The organism is Falsiroseomonas sp. HC035 (assembly GCF_050563525.1).
GTDB lineage: Bacteria > Pseudomonadota > Alphaproteobacteria > Acetobacterales > Acetobacteraceae > Falsiroseomonas.
In genome coordinates this window covers 71,041-94,448 of record NZ_JBNXUN010000012.1, presented here as the reverse complement: position 1 = coordinate 94,448, position 23,408 = coordinate 71,041, and the positions used below count along the sequence as shown (strand labels likewise).

The following is a 23,408-nucleotide window of genomic DNA, read 5'->3' as shown; positions in this document are numbered from 1 at the left end:
CCAGCGCTCGCACAGCCACCATTCGAACCGCATCGCGGGGCGCAGCCTCATGGCTGACCTGCCGCTCCTGCTCGCCGGACCCATGTTGCGTCGGTTGGATGGTCAGACCGTCACCGTCTGGCTCGCCTGCCGCGAAGCTTGCCTGGTCGCGCTGACGCTGTTCGAGGGCGAGGCGACATCGTCCGGACCCGGCGCATCGGATGGGCTCGCCCCGGTCGGAAGCGGTACGGCGACGACCCGCCGCCTCGGCGAAGGGCTGCATGTGGCCCTGGTCCGCGCCGGGCGGCCGGAGGGTGCTGCGAACAACCCGGGGACCCCGGCGCTGCAGCCCGGCCACCTGCGGCCAGGCGCCCGCTACAGCTACGACGTCGTCCTGGCGCCGGTGGCCGGTGGCGCGGCGAAGGGCCTGCTGGCACTCGGACTGCTGGAGGATGACCCCAAGGGTGACGACGGCGTCCGCAAGATCGAGAACATCTCGCCGCTCGCGCCAGCGGTCTTTGGCCTTGGAGGTGGCGAGAAGAAGCTACCTGGCTTCGTCGCCCCGCCCGCGGCCCTGGATGAACTTCGCATCGCGCATGCGAGCTGCCGCAAGGCACATGGCTCCGGCACGGATGCGCTTTCCTGGCTGGACGACGCGCTGGCTGGAAAGGTCGGCGAGCCGCCGGTCTCGCTCGGACGGCCGCACCAGCTTTTCCTGACAGGCGACCAGATCTACGCGGACGACGTGCCGACGGCGCTGCTGCACATGGTCCAGCAGCTCGCCGCCGACCTGATGGGCGGCACGGAGCAGCTGCCGCGCGCGGATGGCAGCCTGGCCGACGTCACCGCGACAACCGTACCGCCTCTGCGTCGTACCGTCCTCATCCGCGGTGCAGGCGGGTTCACTTCGGTCGAGGCGCAGAACCACCTGCTCACATTCGGTGAGTACGCGGCGATGTACCTGCTGGCCTGGTCACCGCTCTGCTGGCGCGCGGTCGCCGACCTCGCCGCGTGCAGCGCGCAGTCCGGCACGGCGCCAGGGCCCTTCCCGCTGACCGACCTCGACGCGCTGCTGCCCGCGGAAGGCGGGCCAGGGTTGCCGGGCCGCATCGCGGTGACAATCGGGCCGGGCTTCGAGGCGGAGCGTCAGCGCCTGCGCGTCTTCGCGGCGACGGTCGGGAAGGTCGCGCGGGTGCTGGCAAATACCCCGACGCTGATGATCTTCGACGACCACGACGTGACCGACGACTGGAACATCAACGCGGCCTGGGAACGCCGGGTCCTGACCAAGCCGCTCGGTGTCGCGGTGATGCGCAACGCACTCGTCGCCTACACCTTCTTCCAGGCCTGGGGCTCGGATTGGCCGTCCTTCGAGAAGGCGGACTCACCCAACCGGAAACTTCTGGAGGCGGCGACGGGCTGGCTCGCGAACACGCGCGATCGCGATGCGGCCCGGCAGGCGGAACTGGACGAGCTGCTCGGTCTGACCATGGCGTCGCGCAAGCCGGAGGCGAAGGAGAAGCGTGCCACCTTCCACTACACCGCGCCCGGCCAGGTGCATGCCGTGCGCGTGCTGGACAGCCGCACGCGGCGCACCTTCCCGCAAGGTGGCGTCGAGCCGGCGCGGCTGCTCGGCGACACGCTGGAGGACCAGGTGCCGGATGCCCCGGCCCGCAACGCGCAGGAGGTGCTGCTGGTCATCGCCTCCACCCCCGTGCTCGGGCCGGAGATCATGGAGCGCATGATCCAGCCGCTCGCCGTGCGCGGGTTCGACGTGGTGCGCGCCTGGAAGGGCCGGGCCGAGGATGCGGACGCACAGCCCGCCGACGGCAAGCCGGCCGGCTCCGCCCTCGCCTTCGCGGCCGGCCGCACGCGCGGTGACTTCTTCGCTGACACGGAAAGCTGGCCGTCCAACGAGGCCGCGCTGCAGGACCTTCTCGCGCGCCTCGCCAACCATCCGCGCGTCGTGGTGCTCGGTGGCGACGTCCATTACGGCCTGTCGCTGGCGATGGACCGCTGGGCGCGCAAGCAGGGCGCATGGGAGGCCTCGCGCATCGTCCAGCTCACCTCATCCGCATCGCGCAATGCCCTGCTGCCGGAGGCGGAGGCGATCTACCGCGGTTGGCACTGGCTCAACCTCTGGATGGCGCCGAAGGGCGTCGAGGGCGTCGGCTGGAAGGGCAAGGCGAAGCTGACGGTACCCGACGACGCCGACCTGTCCCTGCTGCAACGCCGGCGGCTGGAGGAGGAGGAGCCCGCCCTGCTGCGCACAGCGGGCTGGCCCCAAGGCGTGGCGGAAGATGCGGCCAACCCCCCCGATTGGGCCTGGCGCATGATCACGCTGCGCGACATCCGTCCGGATGAGGCGCGTGGCGCCGCGCTCGCCGAGCCCGCCACGCGCACCGCGGAAAAGGTAAGGAAGGCGACGGACCTGCCGCGCGGGCTGGAACGGGCGCAGCGCGCGGCCGATGCGCATGCGGCGGCGCTGGGCGATCGCTTCATGCCGCTGCGCGAGGCGGTGCTGACGAACAACGTCGGGATCATCCGCTTCCAGCTGAACGATGCGGGCGAGCCGGTCGCGGTGGTGCACGACCTCATCTCCACCACGCGCCGCGACTATCCGGAGGACAAGGTCGTGCCGTTTCCTGCCGACAAGCCCTTCGGCTTCGGGGCCGACCTCTCGAAGGGCCACCCGCACACCAACTTCGTGGTTCCGCTTGCTGTCGACGGCACGCGCCCCACCCTGCCGCCGGCCGGCGCCTGATGCCCGCCGGGCCGCATATCCCGGGCCCGGTTTCCACGCTGGCGCGCTGGACGCGGCTTGCGCTCGACGGCATGCGGCGCGCGGCGGAGAGCCCGGCGCTGCTGGCCCATGTTAGGCGCGAACTCGGCTTGCCGCCCGGGCCGCCGCCGGATACGCCCGCGCTGCTCGATGACATCCGGCTGCAGGAGAAGAAGCTCACCGAGGCCGAGGACGCGGCACTCGACGACGCGCTGTTCGAGATGCTGAACGGCCTTGGCGAGATCCGGCGCCTGGCGGAGCGGCTGCTCGGCGCCGGCGACCTTGGCGACAAGGCGGCCGATACGGTCTACGCGCTGTGCACGCTGCTGGCGGCGGAGACGGTGCGGGCGGAGTACCCGCTGGCCCACGCCGTGCTGCGGCTGCTGATGCTGGGCTACGAGCGGCTGGAGGAGGCGCCACGGCTTGACCCGGTTGCGATCTTCCATCGCCTTTCCGGCAAGGCGGAGCGCGACGGGCTGCGGCGCTTCGGCGGCGACGACGCCCTGGCCGGAATGGCCGCGCCGGCGCTGCTGCTGATCCTGCGGACCCTGGCGGCGAAGACGGCGCCAGGCGCCGCGGACGTCAAGGCGCTGCCGCCAGGCGCCATCTATCTCTCGCCCGGCGAGGCCGGCGGCATCGCCTTCGCCACGGGGTGGGAGCCGGTGCCGCCCGCGCCTGACGCGCCAGCCTCCGTCGGCGAGGTGCAGGACCTTCTCGCCCGCGCGATCAGCGCCTCCTTCGGCGGCGCGCTGCACGTGAAGGGCAAGGACGGCCCGGCCGCCACCGTCAAGCTGGCCTTCGTGATCAGCGCCCTCGCGCTCGATGCGGAGGATGGCGGACCTGGCTTCCTGTTCCGCGCCGGCACGCTGATCGCGGAGGGTGAGCTCGATCTGCCGAAGCCGGATGGCAGCCTTGGAAAGCGCAAGCTGAGGCTGAAGGCGAAGGAGAACTCCGCCGCCACGCTGCTGTGGCGCACGGCTGACAACACGCTCGACCCCTCTGGCGATGCCGGGCCGCCCGACGTGGAGCTTTCGGTCCAGCTCGACGGAGTGCCGGACGTGCCCGCCTTCCGCATCGGTACCGCGGGCAAGTCGCGCCTCGATCTCCGCAGCGTCGCGGCGGGTGGGCGGATCGGCAAGAACGGGACGGGGCTGTTCCTGAAGGTCAGCGATGCGGAGCTGGTGCTGCAGCCCGGCGATGCGGGCGGACTCATCGGCGACATCTTCGGTGCGCTCGGCGCCGGGAAGCTGGCTGCGAAGCTCTCCGCACAACTGCTGCTCGATGCGAAGCGCGGCTTCCTGGTGGATGGCGCGGCAGGGCTCAAGATCAGGCTGGCTTCCGGCCTCGGCGCCGGCGATGCGGCGTCCGTCGCGGCCATCCGCGCGGACTACATCGACCTGGAGCTCGGGCCGGGCAAGAAGGGCGGCATCGGCCTCGGCATCCGCTCCGCCGGCAGCTTCCGCCTCGGTCCGCCGGCGCTCGGTCATTTCGGCGCAAGCCTCGACCGGTTCGGCTTCGACGTCGAGTTCGCGGGGAAGGAAAAGGGCGGGCTGAAGCTGCAGCCGCCCAAGGGCATCGGCGTCTCGCTCGATCTCGGGCTGGTCAGCGGCGGCGGCTACCTGCTGCTCGATTTCGACAAGGGCGAGTTCGCCGGCGCGCTGGACCTGACGCTCTGCGGCTGGATCGCGGTGAAGGCCATCGTCATCCTCTCGACGCGCCCGCCAGGTTCCACCTTCGGCGAGGCGCCGCCGCCCTATGCCTTCTTCGCCCTGGTCTATGCCCGCTTTCCGGGCGGGCTCGAGCTGTTCCTGCGCCTGACGCTGAACGCGGTGGGCGGCATGATCGGCCTGCACCACGGCTTCGACGAGGCCGCACTGCTCGCGGCCCTCCCGAGCGGCGCGATGGACGACGTGCTGTTCCCCGAGAATCCGGTGGGCGACGCACCGCGCATCATCTCCACCCTGAAGACCATCTTCCCCATCCGTCGCGACGCCATGACCATCGGGCTGATGGCGGAGCTCGGCTGGGGCTCCGACCAGCTTTCGTCCGTACGGCTCGGCATCATCCTGCCCTTCGACAACTGGGGTGGCGACCGGCGCACCTCGCTCGACCGCATCATCCTGCTCGGTCGGCTCGCCATCGAATGCTTCCGCAGCCTGCCGGACCCGATCCGCTTCTCGATCAAGGTGGACGTGGTCGGTGTCATCCAGTTCTCGCCGCCGCAGATCCGCCTCTACGGGCAGCTGCGCGACAGCCGGCTCGGGCCGATCGCGATCCAGGGCTCGGCCGCGCTGTCCTTCGGCTTCGGCGACAACGCGCATTTCCTGATCTCGGTCGGCGGCTTCCATCCGCGCTACGAGCCGAAGCCGGACTGGCTGCCAGCCATGGACCGGGTGGGCGCGACCTACGACATCGGGCTGGTGAAGGCCTGGGTGCGCGGCTACCTCGCGGTGGCCGCCGGCACCCTGCAATTCGGCGCAGAGTTCGGCATCCGCTACAAGTTCGGGCCGATCTCGCTGGGCGCAAGCTTCGGCCTCGACGCGCTGATCCATACCAGCCCCTGTTTCCGCTTCGAGGTGGCGGTGCGCGGCGCCGCCGATATCAGCTTCCGCGGCCGCCGCCTGCTCGGCGTCTCCTTCGAGGGCGAGCTGTCCGGCCCCGGCGCCTGGCGGCTGAAGGGCCACGCCGAGGCGAAGATCCTGTTCTTCACGGTCGAGGTCTCCTTCGACGAGCGGTGGGGCGACGATCCCGCGCCGCAGCCGCCGGTGATCGCGCTGGCCGAGCTGCGGGCGCTGCTGGAGCGCGACCTGACGGCCCGGGAGAACTGGGTGGTGGCGCTGCCATCCGGCACGCCGACCATGCTGACCTTCGCCGAGGGCCCGGCGTCGAAGGCCGGCGAGATCGTCGTGCATCCCTTCGCCGCGCCGGGCTTCGTGCAGCGCCGGCTACCGCTCGGCGTGAAGCTGCAACGTCTCGGCCGTGCGCCGCTGGAAGGTGCACCGCAGCTTGGCCTGCCGACGCTGTCGCTGAACGGCGCGCCGCTGCCGCAGGCGGAGACGCTGATGGAGTTTTTCCCGGTCGCCGAATACCTCGACGTGCCGGAAAACGAGCGCCTGACCCGGCCAGGCTTCCAGCGCATGGCAGCCGGCGTCCAGGCCGCGGGCAGCGGCGGCTTCACCTGCGCGCAGCCGGTCGCGGTCACGGTGGAGTATGAGGAAGTGCCGCTCGGCGAGGCCGGCAGCCTCGCGGTCGCCATGGTGCCGGACGGGCTCGCCATCCTCGACCTGCTGGCGGATGCCGCCGCCGCGCGCGGGGACCTCCGCCGCGCCGAGCGCTACGCGGTGCCCAGGCCCGACAAGGTGCGCCTGAAGGCCGGCGACTGGTCGGTGGCGGAGGCGGGCACGCTCGCCCCCCGCGCCACCGCGGCGCCGTCCTGGGCCGCCGCCTCCCCCGCCGCACTTCGGGCGATGGGGCTGGTGCCGACCGATGCGCTGCTGGTCGAAACCTTCGAGCTCGGGGGCTGAGGGCGATGCAGCGCTACCATTTCTTCTCCTGGGTGCGCCGCGGCCTCGGCAGTTCGCTCGCGCCCGCGGCGGGCGGCCTGCCGGCGCGCGGCACGGCGGAGTTGGCGGTCGGCATCACCCTGGCCGGGGAAAACATCACGCAGATCCGCCGCTTCCTGATGCTGGGCCCCGGCGACGTCCTCGGCCTCGACCCGCGGCTGATCGTGCGGCAGGAGCCACGGCCCGGCACACGCGACTTCGAACCGAACATGCTCACCGCGGTCGAGTTCGACCCGCCGGACCTGCCCTGGATCGTCGCCACAACCCAGCCTGAGCGCGACCAGCTGCGGCCCTGGCTCGTCCTCGTCGTGCTGGACCGCGACCGGGTGCCGGGCGTCCGCGTGCGACCGGGCCGGCCGCTGCCCTATGTCGAGGTCCCGGATGGCGAATTGCCCGACCTGTCGCAATCCTGGGCCTGGGCGCATGGCCAACGCCTGGCGCTCGATGGCGGCGCGGATGATGCGGCGGAGATGGCGCGGCGGCCGGAGCTGAACGTCTCGCGCCTGGTCTGCCCACGGCGTCTGGCCGCGGACCGGCGCTGGCTGGCCTGCGTGGTGCCGGCCTGGGACGCGGGACGGCGCGCGGGCCTCGGGGAGGCGGCCGGAGACCCGGACGCGCCGCTCACCGAGGCGTGGCAACCTGGCCAGGCCACGATCCTTCCCGTCTATCATCACTGGGAGTTCGAAACCGGTGAGGATGGCGATTTCGAGGTGCTGGCCCGCCGCCTGACCCCCGCGCCCGCCACCATCCCGCCAGCCGGCAGCGAGGAGGCACGCCGCGGTCTGGTCTGGCTCGGCGCCGCCGATGGGCGCGCGGACACCCTGGCCGCGCTGCCGCCCGGTGGCGACAGGGCGGAAATCCGGCAGGAAGCGCCGCTGGAGGTTCCGGGGCGGGAGGTGAGCCCGCAGGAGGTCCCGCCGGCTTTCGTCGAGGCGGTCCGCCGCGCCACCACGCCCGCCGAGCCCGGGCCCGACGGCCTGGCGGAGCTCCTGCCCCCGCTGCATGGCGCCGCGCATGTCCGGCGCGACGCACCGGATGCAGCCCGGATGGCCACGGACTGGTTCGACGAGTTGAACCTCGACCCGCGCACCCGCATCGCCGCGCGGCTCGGTGCCGACACCGTCCGCCGGTACCAGGAGGACCTGATGCAGGCCGCGTGGGAGCAGGTGGGAGAGGTGCTGGCGGCGAATGCGCAGCTCGACCGCGGGCGCCTGGCCGCGCTGGTCAACACGCGCCTGGTGGAGCGCCACGTCAGGCGCCTGCGGCCGGAGCGCGTGCTGGCGATCACCTCCGTGCTGCATGCGCGCACCTTCCCGGCCCGCGCAGGGCAGCCCGCTGCGCTGACGGTGGCCGGCGAGATCGCCCGCACCAGCCTGCCCGACCGCACCTTCGATGCCGCGGCACGCCGCCTCGCCAGCCCCGCCGGGCGGCTGATGCGCCTTGCCGAGCGTTCGCTCGCGGCACGCGACCTGCCCGCCGCCGGCGCCCGGTATGCCGCGTCGCGCGGGCTTGCCGCCGCGCTGCTGCGCAGCGAGGCCATTGCCGACCCCTCCCTGCGTGGGCGCGACGGCATCGCCGGCTTCCGCCCGGCCGAGGAGGCGCTGCGGCAGGGTGTCCCTGAATTCCGCCTGGGGCGGGAGGTGATCGGGATGGACCGGCTGCGGGAGGGTGGTGGCGCGCTCGACCGCGCGGACCGGCCGCGCGCCGATCTCGGCCGCATCGGCGTGCTGCCGGAAAGCCGCCTCCCCGAATTCCAGCGCTTCGCCGCCGCCCAGGGCACGGGGCTGGCCGAGGTGGTCGGCCAAGTGGCGGAGATGCTCGCCGTAGCGCCGCGCGCCGCGGCGGTCGCGCTGCAGCGGGACGGCGGCACGCAGCGCCTCGTCGCGCTCGAGCCGACGCAGGAACGCGGCTCCACCACGCTTTCCATCGTGGATGCCGCAGGTCGGCGCCAGGAACTGCTGACGGCGGCCGGCAGCGGCGTGCGCGACATCGCAGGCGCGGTGGAAGTCGCGCGCAGCGCCTCCGTTGGCCTGCTCGATGCCGTGCGCGAAGGGCGGCGCGCGACGGTGACCGAGCGGATGGAGGGTGGCAGCTCCGTACTACGGCTGCGCCTCGCCGAGGCCGTCGCGCCGCAACGCGTCGAGGAGGGGCGCCTCGGATTCCGCACCCGGCGGCGGGCCGGCACGGCGGAGACCACCATTCCCCGCGGCGGCGCCGCCGACATCCTGCTGCGTGGGCGCGAGGTGGCGCGCGAGCGTCGCGACCTCCCGGTCTTCGACGTCGGCGGCGATACGACGCCGCTGTTTGACACGGTGCTGGCCCTGCCGGAACGCGACCCGGCGGCGGTGCGCCGCGTGGAACTCGCCTTCTCGCGTCTCGACCTGCCGCCCGTCGCGCCCGCCGCGGTGCTACGGGGCGTGCCGGACGGGCTGCCTGCCCTGGCCGAGCGCCTGCGCGCCGCCATCCACCCACCGCGCGTCATAGGACGCCGCCTCGGCGCGCAGATCGCCATCCCGGGCTGGCTCGGGGGCGCCGGGCGCGCGCCGCTCGACCCGATCATGGCGGCGCCGGAGTTGCGCGCGCCGCTGGCCGACCTGTTCGCCGCCTTCGCACCGGACCAGATGCTGCCGCGCGAGCTTTCCCTGCCCCCGGACGGCGTCGCGGCCCTGGAGGCCAACAACCGCTTCATCGCGGCTTTCATGGTCGGCGCGAACCACGAGTTGAACCGGGAGCTGCTCTGGCGGACCTATCCGACGGATGGGCGCGGGACCTCCCTGACCCGGTTCTGGAACTGGCGCGACCCGGCACGGCTCGACTGCCGCGACATCCATGCCTGGCCGGCCGGCGGGCCGCTCGCCGCGCGGCTTGCCTCGGGCGAGGCGCGCATCGCGCTGGTGCTGCGCGGCAACCTGCTGCGGCGCTATCCCGGCACGCAAGTGCTGGCCTGGAAGGCGGACAACAACGGCAGGCTGGTGCAGGTCGACCCGGCGCAGCCCCGGGACACGCTACGCGAGACGCTGTTCCGCCTCAGGATCGAGCCCGACATCACCGTCGTCGGTCTCGACATCGGGGAGGAGGAGCTGCGTGCCGATCCGCACTGGCGCTTCGTGGTGCAGGAACCGACGACCGAGCCGCGCTTCGGGCTCGACGCGCCGGAAACGCTCGCCGGCGGTCGGCGCCGCGGCTTCCGGGGCCAGGCGCAGGCCGATGATCTGAACTGGCAGCAGACCGGGACGCCGCCCGGTGCGCATCTCGACCCCGCCCGCGTGCCGGGCGCCTTGCAGACCGCTGGCGCCCTCGCCGGACTGCTGCTGCAGCGCCCGGTGCGGGTGCTGATCACCGCGGCGACGCTGTTGCCGGACAAGCCGGGCTAGGAGCCGCCATGGCACTCGAGCTGGACCGCTTTCGCAATGCCCGCCAGGCGGAGGAGGCTGCCGCGCGGGAGGCGGAGGCGCTCGGACTCCGCGCCGCCGCCGCCGAACACGCGGCGCGACGCGCGCGAGGCGCTGGCGATGCAGTTGCGGCCGCGGCCAGCGAGCAGGTGGCCCAGGACCTGCGGGCCCAGCGCGCGCAGGCGCTGCGCCTGCGGCTGGAGCAAGCCGCCGAGATCGGGCAGCTCCTCGGCGGAATGGATCGCCGTGCGGAGACGCTGATCGGGACCCTCTCCACCCGCCATCCCGTGGCGCTGCTGCCGGTGCGGATCGAGACCCGCTTCGACCGCGACGCGGCCGGCGCCGTCGCGGCGCTGCGCGTGCGAATCTTTCCCGACCAGATCCACCTGCACCAGCACCGCGCCGTCCTGACGCCGGCCGAGGTCGCAGCGGGCCGGGCCTATTGGACGGCGCTGCATGCGGATCCGGCGGCCGCGGCCACGGCCTGGGCGGCGCTGGTGGATGCGGTGGCGCGGCCGGAGCGTGCGGCCTTCGTCATGGACCGCCTGCGCCCGCGCAACACGCCGCCCGCCGAGCCCGAGTTCCGGGACGTCGAGGGGATCGACGCCGCCGGGCCGGTCCCGGCGCAGGCCCGGCTGCTGCCGACCCGCTGGCTCGTCCTGCTCTGCGACGCGGATTGGACTGTCTTCCACCGGGCCTGGGGCGAGACCATTCCGGACAGCCTCGCCGCCGCCCCCTTCGGCGAGGCCCTGCAGGAGGCCGAGGACGCATCGGCCGATGACGCGGCGGAGGCCGATGACCAGGCGCCACCACCCGTGCCGGACGCGGCGACGCAGCGCGATGCCGAAGATTTCGCCTGGGTCACCGACTTCGCGCGGGCGCAGGCGGTCGGGATGGCGTTGACGATCCCACAGGCGGATCTCGCGGGGCGCGCCCTGGCCAACGGCGTGCCGCGGCTGGTCGTGCTCGGCGTGGACTGGACCATGACGCCGGAGGAGGCCGCGCAGCGCCTCGCCGCGCAGCTCGAGGCGCATGGCTACGCGGACGGCCTGGAGTTCCTCGCCCCCGGCACGCCGACCAATGCCCGCAGCGGCGGCGCGGAGCACCGGGCGGAGCAGGCGCAGCGCTTCCATCCGGCGCCCTGGGTCGCGCCGGCCGCGACGCCACTGCCCGCCGAGGCCGAAGCCGCGCGGTTGGCCCTTGCGCTGGGCCTCGACCCCGGCCTGGCCCCGTCCCTCGCCCGTTTTCCCGGCGGGGCCGCCGACCGGGAGACGGTGCCGCGCGAGGCGAACACCGCGCTCTGGGGCGCCGTCTTCGGCTTCTGGTTCGCCGAGCTGCTGGACGGCATGGTGCCGGAGCCGATGCTGGATGCGCTGCGCAGCCATGTGCGGGACTTCCTCCGTCCCGCCGGCCCGCTTCCGGCGCTGCGCATCGGCCGGCAGCCGTACGGCCTGCTGCCGGTGCTCGGCCTGCCGATCCGCCGCACGCAGGAAGCCGCCTTCGCCGCCTGGCCGGCGTTCGAGGCCGGGCTGGCGCGGATGCTCGGCCGCATGCGGGGCTGGGCGGAGGCGCCTTCGCTGCCCGGCGCCGCCGCATCCCGTCCGCTGGATGCACTCCCCGGCATGGCGAACATCCCGCGCGGGGAGGACACGCCGGATGTGCTGGCCGCCATCCTGAAGCGCGGCCCCGTCGCGGCGCGCGGTGCGGTTCGGCTGACCATCGGCGAATGGAGCCGCCTGCACTCCACCGCGGCGAAGGACGAGGCGGCCAGGCTCCATGCGCTGCGGGTCGGCGCGATCTTCGCGGACCTCGGCCTGTCGCAGGAACGGCTGATGGTGTCGGAGCACACCACCCTGCCCCGCATCCTGCCGGAGCGCATGCCGGTGCCGATGCGCGGCCTGCCCTGGGTGGCCGCCGAGCTGGCCGGCTCCGACGCGCCGCGTCGCGCCTATGAAAAGCTTGCGGCACGGCTCGAAGGGCTGAGCCGCAGCCGGGACGACGACCAGGAGGACCGGAACCGGGTGATGCTCGCCCAGTCTGCCGATCACTTCGACACGCTCTATGAGGCGCTGCTGTTCGTCTCCGCCGCGCATGAGGTGGAGAGGCTGGTCCTGAAGCTGGTGCTGGACCTGCCGCGCCAGGCTGGCATCGCCACCACGCAGCGCTTCGCCGCCGAGATGGCGGGAATCGAGGCCACGCCCGCGGGCAGCGCCCTGTTGCAGGTCGAGACGCCCTGGCAGGCACTCGGCCTGCAACGAGCCGGCGCGGCGACGAGCCTCGCGCAGGAGGTGCATGCGGGGCTGGAGGCGGTCCGCCACCTGCCGCCGCAGGCCGTCGAGCCGGAGACCGGCTTCCGCGACCTGCATGCGCAGCGCCGGGCGGCGGAGATCCTGGCCGATCGCCCGGCGGCGGAGCTGGACCACGCGCTGCGCGGGCTGCTGGATTGTGGATCGCACCGGCTGGACGCCTGGATCACCTCGGTCGCCACCCGCCGGCTCGAAGCGCTGCGCGGTGCCACGCGGCAGGGCCTGCATCTTGGCGGCTGGGGCATCGTGCACGACCTGCGCCCCGACCCGCTCGGGGAGGCCAGCGAGGGCTTCGTGCAGGTGCCGACGCTGCGGCACGGCGCGGCGGCCGCAGTGATACGGGCCGCGCACATGGCGAACCGCGACGATTCACCGGATGCCTTCGCGGTGCGGCTCGATTCCGCGCGCGTCCGCGACGCCCTGGCAATCTCGGAGGGGGTGGGGCAGGGCCAGCCGGCGGGCGCGTTGCTCGGCTACCGCCTTGAGAAGCGCCTGCTGGAGGACAAGCCGCGCGCCAAGTTCATCGGCCCGCTGCGCCGCCTCTGCCCCCTGCCCGGCGCCGCCGCGGTGGTGGCGCCGGTGCCGGAGGCGGTGGAGGCGATGCCGCCGGCCGGCGTGGTGGATGGCCTGGCGCTCGCCATGCTGTGGCAGGAACGCGACAACGACGCGGCCTTCTTCGCGAAGCTCCGCCCGCATGCGGGGTTCGACCTGGCCGAGCCCGACCTCGCCGCGCTGCGGACGCATCTGCAGGCGCTGCTTGAACTGGCCGACGCCTTCGGTGACCTCTGGTCCTTCGAGGCGGTGCACCACCTGGCCTCCGGCAACCTCGACCGCGCAGCCGCGGCGATGGCGGTCACGGACCGCCAGGCACAGCCACCCGAGGCCCAGGGCGTGCGCACGCCACGGGAGGCCTGGGGCTACACCCAGAAGCTGCTCTGGCTGCGTTCCGCGGATGCGGTTGCAGAAGGCTGGCCGGCCGATGTCGCGGCGGAGGCGGAGCCCGTCGGCAATGCCATCGCCGCGTCCCTGCTCGGCCCGCCGGACCGCTTCGCACTGGCCGGCGAGGTGGTCGCCGAGGACGGCACGACGACGCCTTTGGCCGGGCTTGCGCTGACCGACCTCGGCCTGTCTCCGCTCGGTCTGCTGCGCCTGGCCGAGGCGGAGGCGGAAGGCGGGCTCTCGCGGCTGGAAGCGCGGGCGGGCGCGGTGCTGGAACGGCGCGCCGCACCCTTGCCGGCCGGCGGGCGCGTGCGGATGCGGCCCGACCCGCCGGAGGGGGCCGAGGCATTCGGGCTGGCCGCCCTGCTCGCGCTGCTCATCGCCGCTCGCGAAGCCCTCTTCGACCGCCCTGCAGCGAACTGCCGCGACATCGTCCCGCCGCGCGGCCCCGTGGCCGATGGCGTCGAGCGGGCCGCGCTGCGGGCCCGCGTCCAGGCGCTTGAGAACGCGGTCACCAACGCAGTAGCGGCGCTGGATGCCGCGGCGGACCGCGCCGCGCGGCTGGAGGCGCTGCGCACCGCCTCGGCCCTGGCGGAGGTACCGGCCCTGGTTCATGCGGATCCTACACCGGAGCGCATGGCCGAGGAGGCCGTGGCGCTTGCGGTCGAAGCCGCCCGCGCCTCGCTGGAGGCGCTCCGCCAGCGCTGCGCGACGCGGCTCGCCGATGCCACGCAGGCCGAGGCCGAGGGGACCGAATCACCCGGCGAGGCCGTGGCCGCCGATGCCGAGGCGATCCGCCGGGTCTTCGGCGCCGGCTTCCCCATCCTGCCGCCCTTCAGCCTGCCGCCCGAGGAGGCGGCCGCCTGCGAGGCGAGCCTCGGCCAGCGGGCGGAGCTGCTCGGCCCCGGTGGCGCCTTCGAGATCGTGCGCTGGCAGCGCGCCATGGCGATGGTGCGGCCGCGCATGCGCGCGCTGCTGGGCGCACTCGATGCAGCGAGCCTTACTGGGCACGAAGCCGGGGCCACGGCGAATCTGGTCCAGCTTCCGCTGCAACCGGGACAGCGCTGGGTCGCCCTGCCATTCGCCGATCCCGAACGGCCGCCGCGGGCGACGCTGCTTGCCGCCGTACTGCTGGGCGACACAGGGTCCGCGGATGTGGCGCTGGACGCGCCGTTCGCCGGCTTCGCCATCGATTCCTGGGTGGAAGCGATCCCGGAGCGCCGCGTCACCACCTCCGTCACCTTCCACCACGACGCGCCCGGCGCCAGGCCACCGCAATCCATCCTGCTCGCGCTCGATCCCGGGCTCGGCGCCCAGGGTTGGTCGACCGACGCGCTGCTCGCCGCGGTGCGGGAGGCCTTCGACCTGGCGCGGCTGCGGCTGCTGGCGCCGGAGGATATCGCGGGCCACGGCGCTGTGCTGCCGACGACGCTGGTGCCGCGCAATGTCGCGGGCCAGTCGGTCTCGGTGGATCTCGCGACCAAGTTCGACAAGGTGAACCTGACGCTGTCGGCCTTCGTGGCCGGGAGGGAGTGAGCAATGCCCATCCTGGTCGGTACCGCTGCGATCAAGGCCGATGCCACGCTGTTCGTGCTTGAGCCCAGCATCACGCGCTGGCAGCGGCTGGAGGTCTCGCCCGCCGCGCTCGACATGGCGCCCGGGCTGGATGCGCGAATCGCCGACCCGCTCTGGATGATCGGGCGGCAATGGCAGTTCGCCGAACTGCTGGGCAACGACGCCGGCTCGCCGGTCTCGGCGACCCTCGCCTGGCAGTCCGCGCCGCTCAGGGTCGCCGGAGGCGGCGCGGAGACCGGCGGGGCACCGATCGAGCCAGTCATCGAGGCAGAGCCGGCGCGCGCCGCCTACGCGGCGCTCGCCGCCGAGGCGGGCATCGATTTCGGCCGTGCCCTCGCCCTGGAGGGCGCGGCGGCGTTGCTGCCGGTGTTCCGCGCCGCCTTTCCCTTCAGTCCGCCGGAGCCGGATGCGCTTGCCGCGCGCGACATGGCCGGGCAACGCTTCCGGGCGCTCGCTGCCGGCGCGCTCGACGGAGCGGCCCTGGCGGCCGCGCTTGTGGCGGCGGAGCAGGTGGCAGGCGCCGCGGCATTGCCCGATACGGTCGCCGTGCCGGAGACGTCCCGCGACGCCACGTTGCGCGCCGCGACCGCATGGCTCGGGCACTGGCGAACCCTGCTTTCGGAGCGCGACGGCGCATCGGCCTGGGATGCCGAGCGCCTCGCCTACCGCTTTACACTCGAAGCCGTGGAGCCCGATGGAGGCGTCACGCCACTCCCGGCGGAAGGCTATGCGGATGGCCGGCTCGACTGGTGGTCCTTCGACCAGGCTGCCTCCGCCGGCGGCGGCGGGGCGGCGGTGGCGCATTTCGTCACGCGCATGCCCGCGCCCGTGACCTTCGCCGGGATGCCTGCCGACCGCTACTGGGAGATGGAGTTGGGCGGCGCGCCGCTCGCCGGCGTTTCGGCCGGACCGGCCGGCATCGCGACGATGCTCGCGCTGGAATTCCTGCTGGTCTCCGGTACGGACTGGTTCCAGCTTCCGCTGCGCCTGCCCTACGGTGTCGCATGCCGTGTGTCGGGGCTTTCGGTCACGGACTGCTTCGGCGTGACGCAGCAGATCGGCCGGGCGGCGCCAGGGCCGGGCGGCTGGGCGATGTTCGACCCTTCGGTGCAGGACCGGGTCGCGGAGCCGCTTTTCATGCTGCCCTCGGTCACAGCAGGTGTGCTGGAGGGCGATCCGATCGAGGAGGTTGCGCTGTTCCGCGACGAGGCCGCCAATCTTGCCTGGGCCGTCGAACGGCGTGTGCCGGGACTGACGTCCGTGCCGCTCGACGGCAAGGCGCTCGCCGCGCCGGAGGGCGCCTTGCTGTGGCAGCGGCCGGAGGGCGAGGCGGAGCTTACGGCCGCGGCGATCTACCGGCTGCAGAGCCCGGTGCCGTTGCGCTGGTTTCCGCTGGTACCGGAGCGCGACCCGGATCGGGTCGGCGGCGTGAAGCTGCGCCTGCGCCGCCTGCGCCGCGTCACCGCTACGGCGGCTGACGAGAGCGGTCCCGATGCGCAGCGCGCCCTGCAGTTGCAGGCGAACGAGGAAACGCCGCTCGCCGCCGTACTGCAACCCAGGGATGGTGCCTTCCTGCTGGCGGAGCAGGAGGTACCGCGCGCCGGATTGGTCCTCACCCGGTCGTTTCAGTACACCCGCGGGCCCGATGGGGCGCGTCTGCTGTGGCTGGGACGGCGCAAGCGCATCGGCCAAGGCGAGGCCGCCAGCGGTCTTGCCTTCGACCTGCTCGATCCCGTGCGCCAACCGGCATGAGTGGCAGGGCTGGCTTGAGGCTTGCGCGTTCAATTACCGGGCGGCAGGTCGACCCAGGCGCCATGGTGGAACTGGCTTTCCAGCGCCGCCGCGATCATCCGCATGCCGGCCAGGCCATCGCGCAAACCGGGCACTGAAAGCGCCTGCGCGGCAGGCTCGCTGCCACGCTGCCGCGCCAGGATCAGTTCCGCGAAATCCTGGTAGAGGTTGGCGAAGGCCTCATGCAGGCCCTCGGGGTGGCCGCGCCGCTGGCGTCCGGCGGCCAGCGCGGTGGCGGACAGCAACGGGTGCTGGCGCGTCAGTATTGCCGGAAAGCCGTCCCGCGATGCCAGGCGCAACTCACCGTGACGGTCGTGCCGCCATTCCAGGTGGCCCTGCTCGCCCCAGACGCGCAGCAGGATGTGGTTTTCCGCCCCCGCCGCCGCCTGGCTGGCGATCAGGCTGCCGCGCGCGCCACCTTCCAGGCGGAAGCGCAGATTGGCGTAATCCTGCACCACGCGACCAGGCTGCAGGGTACCAAGCTCCGCGCTCAGCCGCACCGCGGACTGTCCTGTGACGTAGCAGGCCAGGTGGAAGGCATGCGTGCCGATGTCGCCCAGCACCAGGGACGGCCCGCTGGTGGCAGGATCCAGCCGCCAGCGGCGCGGCGCATCGACCTGCGCCTCCACGAAGCTGGCCAGGCCGGCGCCGAAATATTCGACCTGCACCATGCGCAGCGCGCCCAGTGCACCCGCTTCCACCTGGGCGCGCGCCTCGCGGATCATCGGGTAGCCGGAATAGGCATGGGCGAGGCACAGGATGGTGCCATGCGCCGCAACCGCCTCCGCGATCGCCGTGGCTTCCTCCATCGTATTGGCCAGCGGCTTTTCCAGCATCACGTGCAGCCCGGCCTCCGCCGCGGCGCAGGCCAGGCGCCGGTGGCTGTCGTTCGGCGTGACGATGGTGACGGCGGCGATGCCATCGGGCAGCTGCTTTTCGGCGGCGAACATCGCCTCCGCGCTCGGGTAGCTGCGGTCCGGGGCGACGCCGTATTCCCGCGCTGCCGCCGCCGCCTTGTCCGGATTGCTGGAAAAAGCGCCGGCCACGACGGCGAAGCGGCGGTCGAGCAGCGCGGCACGCTGGTGCACCGGCCCGATCATCGCTGGCGCGGCGCCGCCGACGAAACCCAGGGCGATCGGAGTCATGGCTGGTCCTTCTGCATCATCGCCAGCATGTCGTCCCCGGCGCGACGCACATGCAGGGCGTGGATGGCCTGCGCCGCGGCGGCATCACGACGCTCCAGCGCTTCGATCAACGACCAATGCTCCTGCTGGATGATGGCGAGGCGGCCGGGCGCGTAGCCGTGCCGGCTGCGCAGCACGCCGATGATGGCGGTATGCTGGTCCAGCAGGCGCATCGCCTCGGCGTTGCCGGTGACGCCGAGGATCGCCTCGTGGAACTCGCGGTTCACCGGCTCCAGCGCCAGCCGGTCATTAGCCGTGACAAGCGCATCGTAGCGGTGCTGGATCGCGCGAAGCTGGTCGATGAGGTCCGCGGTGACGCAGGGGGCCGCCTGGAAGGTCAGGAAGCCTTCCAGCGCCTCGCGGATGTCGAACAGGTTGCGGATGAACCGGGCATCCATGCGACGGACGCTGGCGCCGCGGTTGGGCGACAGCGTGACCAGTCCTTCGCCCTGCAGCTGCTGCAACGCCTCCCGCACCGGCATTTGGCTGAGTCCGTAGAGCAGCGCCAGGTCGGCGATCTTCAGGCGTGATCCCGGCGCGATGCGGCCGGCGATGATGTCGCGCCGGATGCGGTCGCGCACCCGCTGGTAGGTGGTGCCGCCCATCGGCGGGTCCGTCGTCTCCGTGGGCAACGTCTCCACGCGGATGCTCCTGCGGCGTCGTGGCGGAATGCTCCCGATGCCGTGTGCAGTGGGGTCGGGCGGCGAGGCTTGACCCCCAATGATCGATTTGATCAAATCGATCGGTCCAAGAAAATGCCGATTTGCAGGCCCCGGCGCAAGCACTGTGAGACCCGGGCCCTGCCGATCCCGAAGGTGCCGCGAAGCGGCCGTCACATGACAAGAAGGCCGGCCCCGAACGCCGGCTGAGAGGGAGGGTCCATGAACGCCATCACCCGCCGCGGCGCGCTGCTCGGCACCATCGGCGCCACGCTCGCCGCACCGCGCCTCGCGCAGGCCCAGGGCGTGAAGCCGCGCCTCACCCTGATCTCGCAGTGGAGCGCGGGCAGCGATGGCGCCGCGATCACCGCGCTTGGCCGTGTCTTCGAGGAGGAAGGCGGCACCTGGCAGCACAGCCCGGTGCCGGGTTTCACGACGGAGATGATGAACAAGCTGCGTGCCGACATCCTGTCCGGCAACCCGCCGGCGGCGTCCCAGCTCAAGGGACCGGAGATTGCAGCCTGGTCGCGCATCGCGCCGACGCGGGACCTGACGCGGGAAGTGGCGGCGGCGGGGTACGAGGCCGTGGTGGCGCCGGACCTGGCAAAGCTGCACAAGCCGCAGGGCAAGTGGATCGCGCTGCCGCTGCAGATCTACCGCACCAACACGCTGTTCGTGTCCCGCCGCGCGATGGAGAAGGTGGGGGCGCGCGAGTTGCCAAAGACCTGGGCGGAATTCAATTCCCTCGCCGGCAAGATGAAGGACGCCGGCATCACGCCGATCGCCAATGGCGGCATCCGCTGGGATGACGGCATGAAGTTCGAGATCGCCCTCGCCGGCCTCAGCCCCGAAGCCTACCGAAAGGCGCTGATGGAACTGGATGACCGCACGCTGCGCGGGCCGGAGGTGCTGGCCGCCTTCCGCCAGTTGCGCCAGTTCTCCAACTGGATGGATCCGGCGGCCGCCGGCCAGCACTACAGCACCTTCCTGCCGCGTTTCATCCGCGGCGAAATGGGCATGCTGATGATGGGCGGCTGGGCGCAAGGCGTCATCCGCCACAATGGCTTCGGTCCGGAGGACTACATGGTCGGACAGGCGCCGGTCGACAACGGCAAGCCCTGCTTCGTGCTGAACGCCGATGCCTTCATCTTCTGGCAGCGGCGCGAGCCGGATTTCCAGGCCGGCCAGGCGCTGTTCGCGAACCTGGTGATGAGCAAGCGGGTGCAGGAGATGTATTCCAAGATCACCGGCTCCGTCCCCGTCCGCACCGACATGGACCTGTCCGGCGAAGGCTGGTCCGACGGACAGCGGGAGGCTTCGCGATCGCTGGGTGAATCCGTGCGCGCCAACCAGGCGGTGCTGAGCCTGGCGCACAACATGGCGCAGAACAACCAGATGTCGGCGGCGATGATCGACATCCTGACCGAGTATGTGCACGACAAATCCGTGACGCCGGAGGTGGCGGTACGCCGTCTGGCCGCGGCCGTCGACGACGCGCGCTAGCTTTATGAATGTCGAGGCGAAGCTGGTGGGCGTGGCACCGCTGCCCGCCCGGCGCCTGCCTTCCGCCCGGCGTGCCTGGGTGGAGCGCTGGCTGCCGCATCTGGTGCTGTGGCCGCCGCTGCTGATCAGCGTGCTGCACGTGATCAGCTTTACGCTCTACACAACGTGGATCTCCTTCACCGACTCCACGCTCATCCCGAGCTACGAGCTGATCGGGATGCGCAACTACTGGTCGGTGCTGAACTCGCGCAACTGGGGCATCGCCTACAACAACCTGCTGATCTACGGCACCTGCTTCGTCACGCTGACCACCGCGCTCGGCCTGCTGCTGGCCATCCTGATCGACCAGCGTATCCGGGCGGAGACCCTGTTCCGCACCATCTTCCTGTATCCCATGGCGGTGTCCTTCGTGGTCACCGGCACCGTCTGGGCCTGGCTGCTGAATCCCGGGGTCGGCATCCAGAAGCTGGTGCGCGACATGGGTTTTCCGGAGTTCCGCTTCGACTGGCTCGTCGACCGCGACATGGCGATCTACACCATCGTCATCGCCGGTGCCTGGCAGGCCTCCGGCTTCGCCATGGCGCTGTTCCTGGCCGGCATCCGTTCGGTGGAGGCGGACCTGTACAAGGCGGCGCAGATCGATGGTGCCGGCGTCTGGCGCATCTACCGGCGCGTCGTGCTGCCCAGCATCGGGCCGATCTTCATCGCCGTGCTGGTGGTGCTGCTGCAATTCACCATCAAGACCTTCGACCTGGTGCGCGCGCTGACCGGCGGCGGGCCCGGCATCGCGACGCAATTGCCGACGCTGGTGGTGTACGACCTGATGTTCCAGCGCGGTCTGCTCGGCCGTGGTGCCGCGGCCGCGGTACTGATGCTGCTGTCGCTGCTGGCGGTGCTCGTGCCGTATTTCGGCTATGTCCGTTGGCGGAAGCACCGGGAGGGACGCCGCAATGGCTGACGCCGCCGCCCCCTCCTTCTCCCCCGGCGTGCGCGGCCGGCCGGCGCGCTTCATGGTCTATGCGCTGCTGATCGGCTTCGCCGCCTTCTATCTGACGCCGCTGGTGGTCGTGGCGCTGAATTCGGTCCGCACGGCGCAGGACATCGGCGCCACCTCCGTCATCGGTTTCCCACGCGAATTCGCCTTCGACAATTTCAGCCGCGCCTGGGGCAGCTACTGCATCGCGCAGACCTGCGCCGGCATCTCGCCCTACATGTGGAACTCCTTCCTGCTGGTGATCCCGGCGACCATCCTCTCGACCCTGCTTGGAGCGCTGAACGGCTATTCGATCGCGCTGTGGCGCTTCAAGGGCGACAACTGGATCTTCGGCATCATCATCCTCGGCGTCTTCCTGCCGGAGCAGATGAAGCTGATCCCCTGGACCCTGGTCCTGCGCGACCTCGGCCTGACCAACAGCATCTCCGGCCTGGTGATGATCCATGTCATCCAGGGCATCAGCTTCACGACGCTGTTCTGCCGCAACTACTACGTCTCCATCCCGCCGGAGCTGCTGAAGGCGGCGCGCATCGACGGCGCCGGCTTCTTTCGCATCTTCTGGCGCATCGTGCTGCCGCTGTCGCCGCCGATCCTGATCGTCACGGTGATCTGGCAGTTCACGCATATCTGGAACGAGTTCCTGTACGGCGTGACCTTCACCTCCGGCACGCAGCAGCCGGTGACGGCGGCGCTGATCGCGCTCAGCGTCTCGGTCAGCGAGGCACCGCAGTACGGCGTGCAGAGCGCGGCGGTGCTGCTGGCCGCACTTCCGACGCTGCTGGTCTACCTGTTCGGCGGCAAGTACTTTCTGCGCGGGCTCACGGCCGGCGCGGTCAAGTAGGGGATCCTGGAATGGCGGCACTGACCATCCGCGGCGTGCGCAAGCGGTTCGGCTCGCAGGAGGTGCTGAAGGGCATCGACCTGCAGGCCGACAGCGGCGAATTCCTGGTGCTTGTCGGCCCCTCCGGCTGCGGCAAGTCGACCCTGCTCGCGATTATCGCGGGCCTCGAGAACGCCAATGAGGGCGAGATCGAGATCGGCGATCGCGTGGTGACCCGCATTCCGCCGAAGGACCGCGACATCGCCATGGTGTTCCAGTCCTACGCGCTCTATCCCACCATGACAGTTCGGGAGAACATGACCTTCGGCATGGAATGCAGGCGTATCCCGAAGGCGCAGCAGGCGGAGGCGCTGGACCGCACGGCGAAGCTGCTGCAGATCGAGGCGCTGCTGGACCGCAAGCCATCACAGCTGTCCGGCGGCCAGCGGCAGCGCGTGGCGATGGGGCGCGCCCTGGTGCGTGACCCGTTGCTGTTCCTGTTCGATGAGCCGCTGTCCAATCTCGACGCCAAGCTGCGCGTCGAGATGCGGATGGAGATCAAGCAGCTGCATCGCCGCATCGGCTCCACCATCGTCTATGTCACGCATGACCAGATCGAGGCCATGACGATGGCGACCCGCATCGCGGTGATGCACCAGGGGGAGGTGCAGCAATACGCGGACCCCGACACCATCTACAACCGGCCCGCCAACCTGTTCGTCGCCCGCTTCATGGGGGCGCCGCCGATGAACACCGTTGCGGCGCGGCTGGCGAGTGATGGCGGTGGGCTGACAGCCGTCATTGGGGCTGGCCGGCCGGACGAAATTCGCCTGCCGCTGCCGGACGATGTGGTGGCGACACGCGCCTTCCTGGATCGCGACGTCGTGCTGGGGATCCGGCCGGAAGCCATTGGCGAGGCCGAGCGCCGCTTCGGCGCCGACCCGCGCACGAGCATCGCCATCGACGCACCGGTCGAGATGACGGAGCCGACAGGTGCCGAGACCATTGTGTTGATGCGCATGGGCGGCCAACAGCTCCTCGGCCGCGTCGCCCCGGATGTACGCTTGGCGGTGGATGCGCCCGGCCGCTTCGCCGTGGACACCCGCCGCATCTGCCTCTTCGACCCAGCCACGGACCGACTGATCGCATGAATCCTATCACTGCCTCGCGCTATGCGGGGCTCGCCGGCCGCCTGGTCATCGTCACCGGCGGAGCCAGCGGAATCGGCGAGTCCTTTGTCCGGGAATTCGCCGGCCAGGGTGCACGCGTGGCGTTCCTCGACAAGCAGGCGGAGATTGGCAAGGCGCTTGCGTCGGAGCTCGGCGCGACCTTTCGTGTTTGCGACCTGACCGATACGACGGCGCTGCGTCGGGCGCTGGCGGAAATTCATCTAGAATGCGGCCCGGCCTCCGTTTTGGTCAACAATGCCGCTGTGGACCAGCGGCAGGATTTCTTCGACGTCACCGAAGACAGCTTCGACTTCATGATGGCAGTCAATTTCCGGCACGTCTTCTTCGCCTGCCAGGCGGTCGCGCTGCAGATGCGTGAACTTGGCGGTGGCTCCATCGTCAACATGTCCTCGATCGCCTGGATGAATGGCGCTCCGGACATGCAGGCCTACGCCGCCGGCAAGGCCGCCATCGTCGGCTTCACCAACTCCCTGGCTCGGCAACTCGGCCCCCACCGCATCCGCGTCAATGCCATCGCCCCCGGCATGGTCATCACGCCGCGCCAGCGGGAGCTTTGGTATCAGGATGAGAGCAAGATCGCTGCCGGGCGTGCGCGCCAATGCATTCCAGACGCGATCGAGCCGGAGGAGGTCGCGCGCCTTGGCCTGTTCCTCGCCTCCGACGACAGCAAGCTGATCACCAAGCAATGCTTCATGGTCAGCGGCGGCTCACGCTGACGGAAAGGACTGCGC

The 23,408-nt window shown here is 71.7% G+C and carries 12 protein-coding genes; 10 read left to right on the top strand and 2 right to left on the bottom strand.

What is annotated here, in order from left to right; all coding sequences use genetic code 11:
• Positions 1 to 82 precede the first annotated feature (82 nt).
• From ACLF3G_RS21615 to ACLF3G_RS21595, 5 genes are read left to right on the top strand one after another with little or no spacing between them, the layout of a single operon-like run.
• Positions 83 to 2,743 carry a hypothetical protein gene (locus tag ACLF3G_RS21615; protein WP_430671482.1) on the top strand — a complete coding sequence of 887 codons (2,661 nt, stop codon included), beginning with the start codon at positions 83 to 85 and terminating at the stop codon, positions 2,741 to 2,743.
• The gene (locus ACLF3G_RS21610; protein WP_430671481.1) at positions 2,743 to 6,285 is read left to right on the top strand and encodes a DUF6603 domain-containing protein; all 3,543 of its coding nucleotides are present in this window, start codon (positions 2,743 to 2,745) and stop codon (positions 6,283 to 6,285) included. The genes ACLF3G_RS21615 and ACLF3G_RS21610 overlap by 1 nt, the downstream gene beginning before the upstream one ends.
• Before the next feature lie 5 nt (positions 6,286 to 6,290).
• Entirely contained in the window at positions 6,291 to 9,698 is a 3,408-nt protein-coding gene (locus tag ACLF3G_RS21605; RefSeq protein WP_430671480.1) for a hypothetical protein, read from the top strand.
• Positions 9,699 to 9,706: 8 nt separating this feature from the next.
• On the top strand, positions 9,707 to 14,497 hold the full coding sequence (locus ACLF3G_RS21600) for a hypothetical protein (RefSeq protein WP_430671479.1): 4,791 nt from the start codon (positions 9,707 to 9,709) through the stop codon (positions 14,495 to 14,497).
• Positions 14,498 to 14,500: 3 nt separating this feature from the next.
• Positions 14,501 to 16,288: a hypothetical protein gene (locus ACLF3G_RS21595; protein WP_430671478.1), complete on the top strand. Its 1,788-nt coding sequence runs from the start codon at positions 14,501 to 14,503 to the stop codon at positions 16,286 to 16,288.
• Positions 16,289 to 16,317: 29 nt separating this feature from the next.
• Here ACLF3G_RS21595 and ACLF3G_RS21590 read toward each other — a convergent pair whose 3' ends face one another.
• Positions 16,318 to 17,472 (bottom strand): Gfo/Idh/MocA family protein, encoded by a 1,155-nt coding sequence (locus ACLF3G_RS21590; RefSeq protein ID WP_430671477.1) that lies wholly within the window; start codon positions 17,470 to 17,472, stop codon positions 16,318 to 16,320.
• On the bottom strand, positions 17,469 to 18,152 hold the full coding sequence (locus ACLF3G_RS21585; RefSeq protein ID WP_430671476.1) for a GntR family transcriptional regulator: 684 nt from the start codon (positions 18,150 to 18,152) through the stop codon (positions 17,469 to 17,471). The genes ACLF3G_RS21590 and ACLF3G_RS21585 overlap by 4 nt, the downstream gene beginning before the upstream one ends.
• Before the next feature lie 240 nt (positions 18,153 to 18,392).
• Between ACLF3G_RS21585 and ACLF3G_RS21580 the strand changes: the two genes are divergently transcribed.
• The 5 genes from ACLF3G_RS21580 to ACLF3G_RS21560 are packed head-to-tail and all read left to right on the top strand — an operon-like array spanning position 18,393 to position 23,393.
• Positions 18,393 to 19,673 (top strand): ABC transporter substrate-binding protein, encoded by a 1,281-nt coding sequence (locus ACLF3G_RS21580; RefSeq protein ID WP_430671475.1) that lies wholly within the window; start codon positions 18,393 to 18,395, stop codon positions 19,671 to 19,673.
• Between the two features lie 4 nt (positions 19,674 to 19,677).
• Entirely contained in the window at positions 19,678 to 20,631 is a 954-nt protein-coding gene (locus tag ACLF3G_RS21575; protein ID WP_430671474.1) for a carbohydrate ABC transporter permease, read from the top strand.
• Positions 20,624 to 21,508: a carbohydrate ABC transporter permease gene (locus ACLF3G_RS21570; RefSeq protein ID WP_430671473.1), complete on the top strand. Its 885-nt coding sequence runs from the start codon at positions 20,624 to 20,626 to the stop codon at positions 21,506 to 21,508. Before ACLF3G_RS21575 ends, ACLF3G_RS21570 begins: the two co-directional genes overlap by 8 nt.
• An 11-nt stretch (positions 21,509 to 21,519) precedes the next feature.
• Positions 21,520 to 22,638 (top strand): ABC transporter ATP-binding protein, encoded by a 1,119-nt coding sequence (locus ACLF3G_RS21565; protein WP_430671472.1) that lies wholly within the window; start codon positions 21,520 to 21,522, stop codon positions 22,636 to 22,638.
• Positions 22,635 to 23,393, top strand: coding sequence for an SDR family NAD(P)-dependent oxidoreductase (locus tag ACLF3G_RS21560; RefSeq protein ID WP_430671471.1), 759 nt, complete (start codon positions 22,635 to 22,637; stop codon positions 23,391 to 23,393). The genes ACLF3G_RS21565 and ACLF3G_RS21560 overlap by 4 nt, the downstream gene beginning before the upstream one ends.
• Positions 23,394 to 23,408: the final 15 nt, after the last annotated feature.

Coding starts and splice junctions, on each gene's coding strand:
- ACLF3G_RS21615 (WP_430671482.1), top strand. CDS start 83: ATGTTGCGTCGGTTGGATGGTCAGACCGTCACCGTCTGGCTCGCCTGC.
- ACLF3G_RS21610 (WP_430671481.1), top strand. CDS start 2,743: ATGCCCGCCGGGCCGCATATCCCGGGCCCGGTTTCCACGCTGGCGCGC.
- ACLF3G_RS21605 (WP_430671480.1), top strand. CDS start 6,291: ATGCAGCGCTACCATTTCTTCTCCTGGGTGCGCCGCGGCCTCGGCAGT.
- ACLF3G_RS21600 (WP_430671479.1), top strand. CDS start 9,707: ATGGCACTCGAGCTGGACCGCTTTCGCAATGCCCGCCAGGCGGAGGAG.
- ACLF3G_RS21595 (WP_430671478.1), top strand. CDS start 14,501: ATGCCCATCCTGGTCGGTACCGCTGCGATCAAGGCCGATGCCACGCTG.
- ACLF3G_RS21590 (WP_430671477.1), bottom strand. CDS start 17,472: ATGACTCCGATCGCCCTGGGTTTCGTCGGCGGCGCCGCGCCAGCGATG.
- ACLF3G_RS21580 (WP_430671475.1), top strand. CDS start 18,393: ATGAACGCCATCACCCGCCGCGGCGCGCTGCTCGGCACCATCGGCGCC.
- ACLF3G_RS21575 (WP_430671474.1), top strand. CDS start 19,678: ATGAATGTCGAGGCGAAGCTGGTGGGCGTGGCACCGCTGCCCGCCCGG.
- ACLF3G_RS21570 (WP_430671473.1), top strand. CDS start 20,624: ATGGCTGACGCCGCCGCCCCCTCCTTCTCCCCCGGCGTGCGCGGCCGG.
- ACLF3G_RS21565 (WP_430671472.1), top strand. CDS start 21,520: ATGGCGGCACTGACCATCCGCGGCGTGCGCAAGCGGTTCGGCTCGCAG.
- ACLF3G_RS21560 (WP_430671471.1), top strand. CDS start 22,635: ATGAATCCTATCACTGCCTCGCGCTATGCGGGGCTCGCCGGCCGCCTG.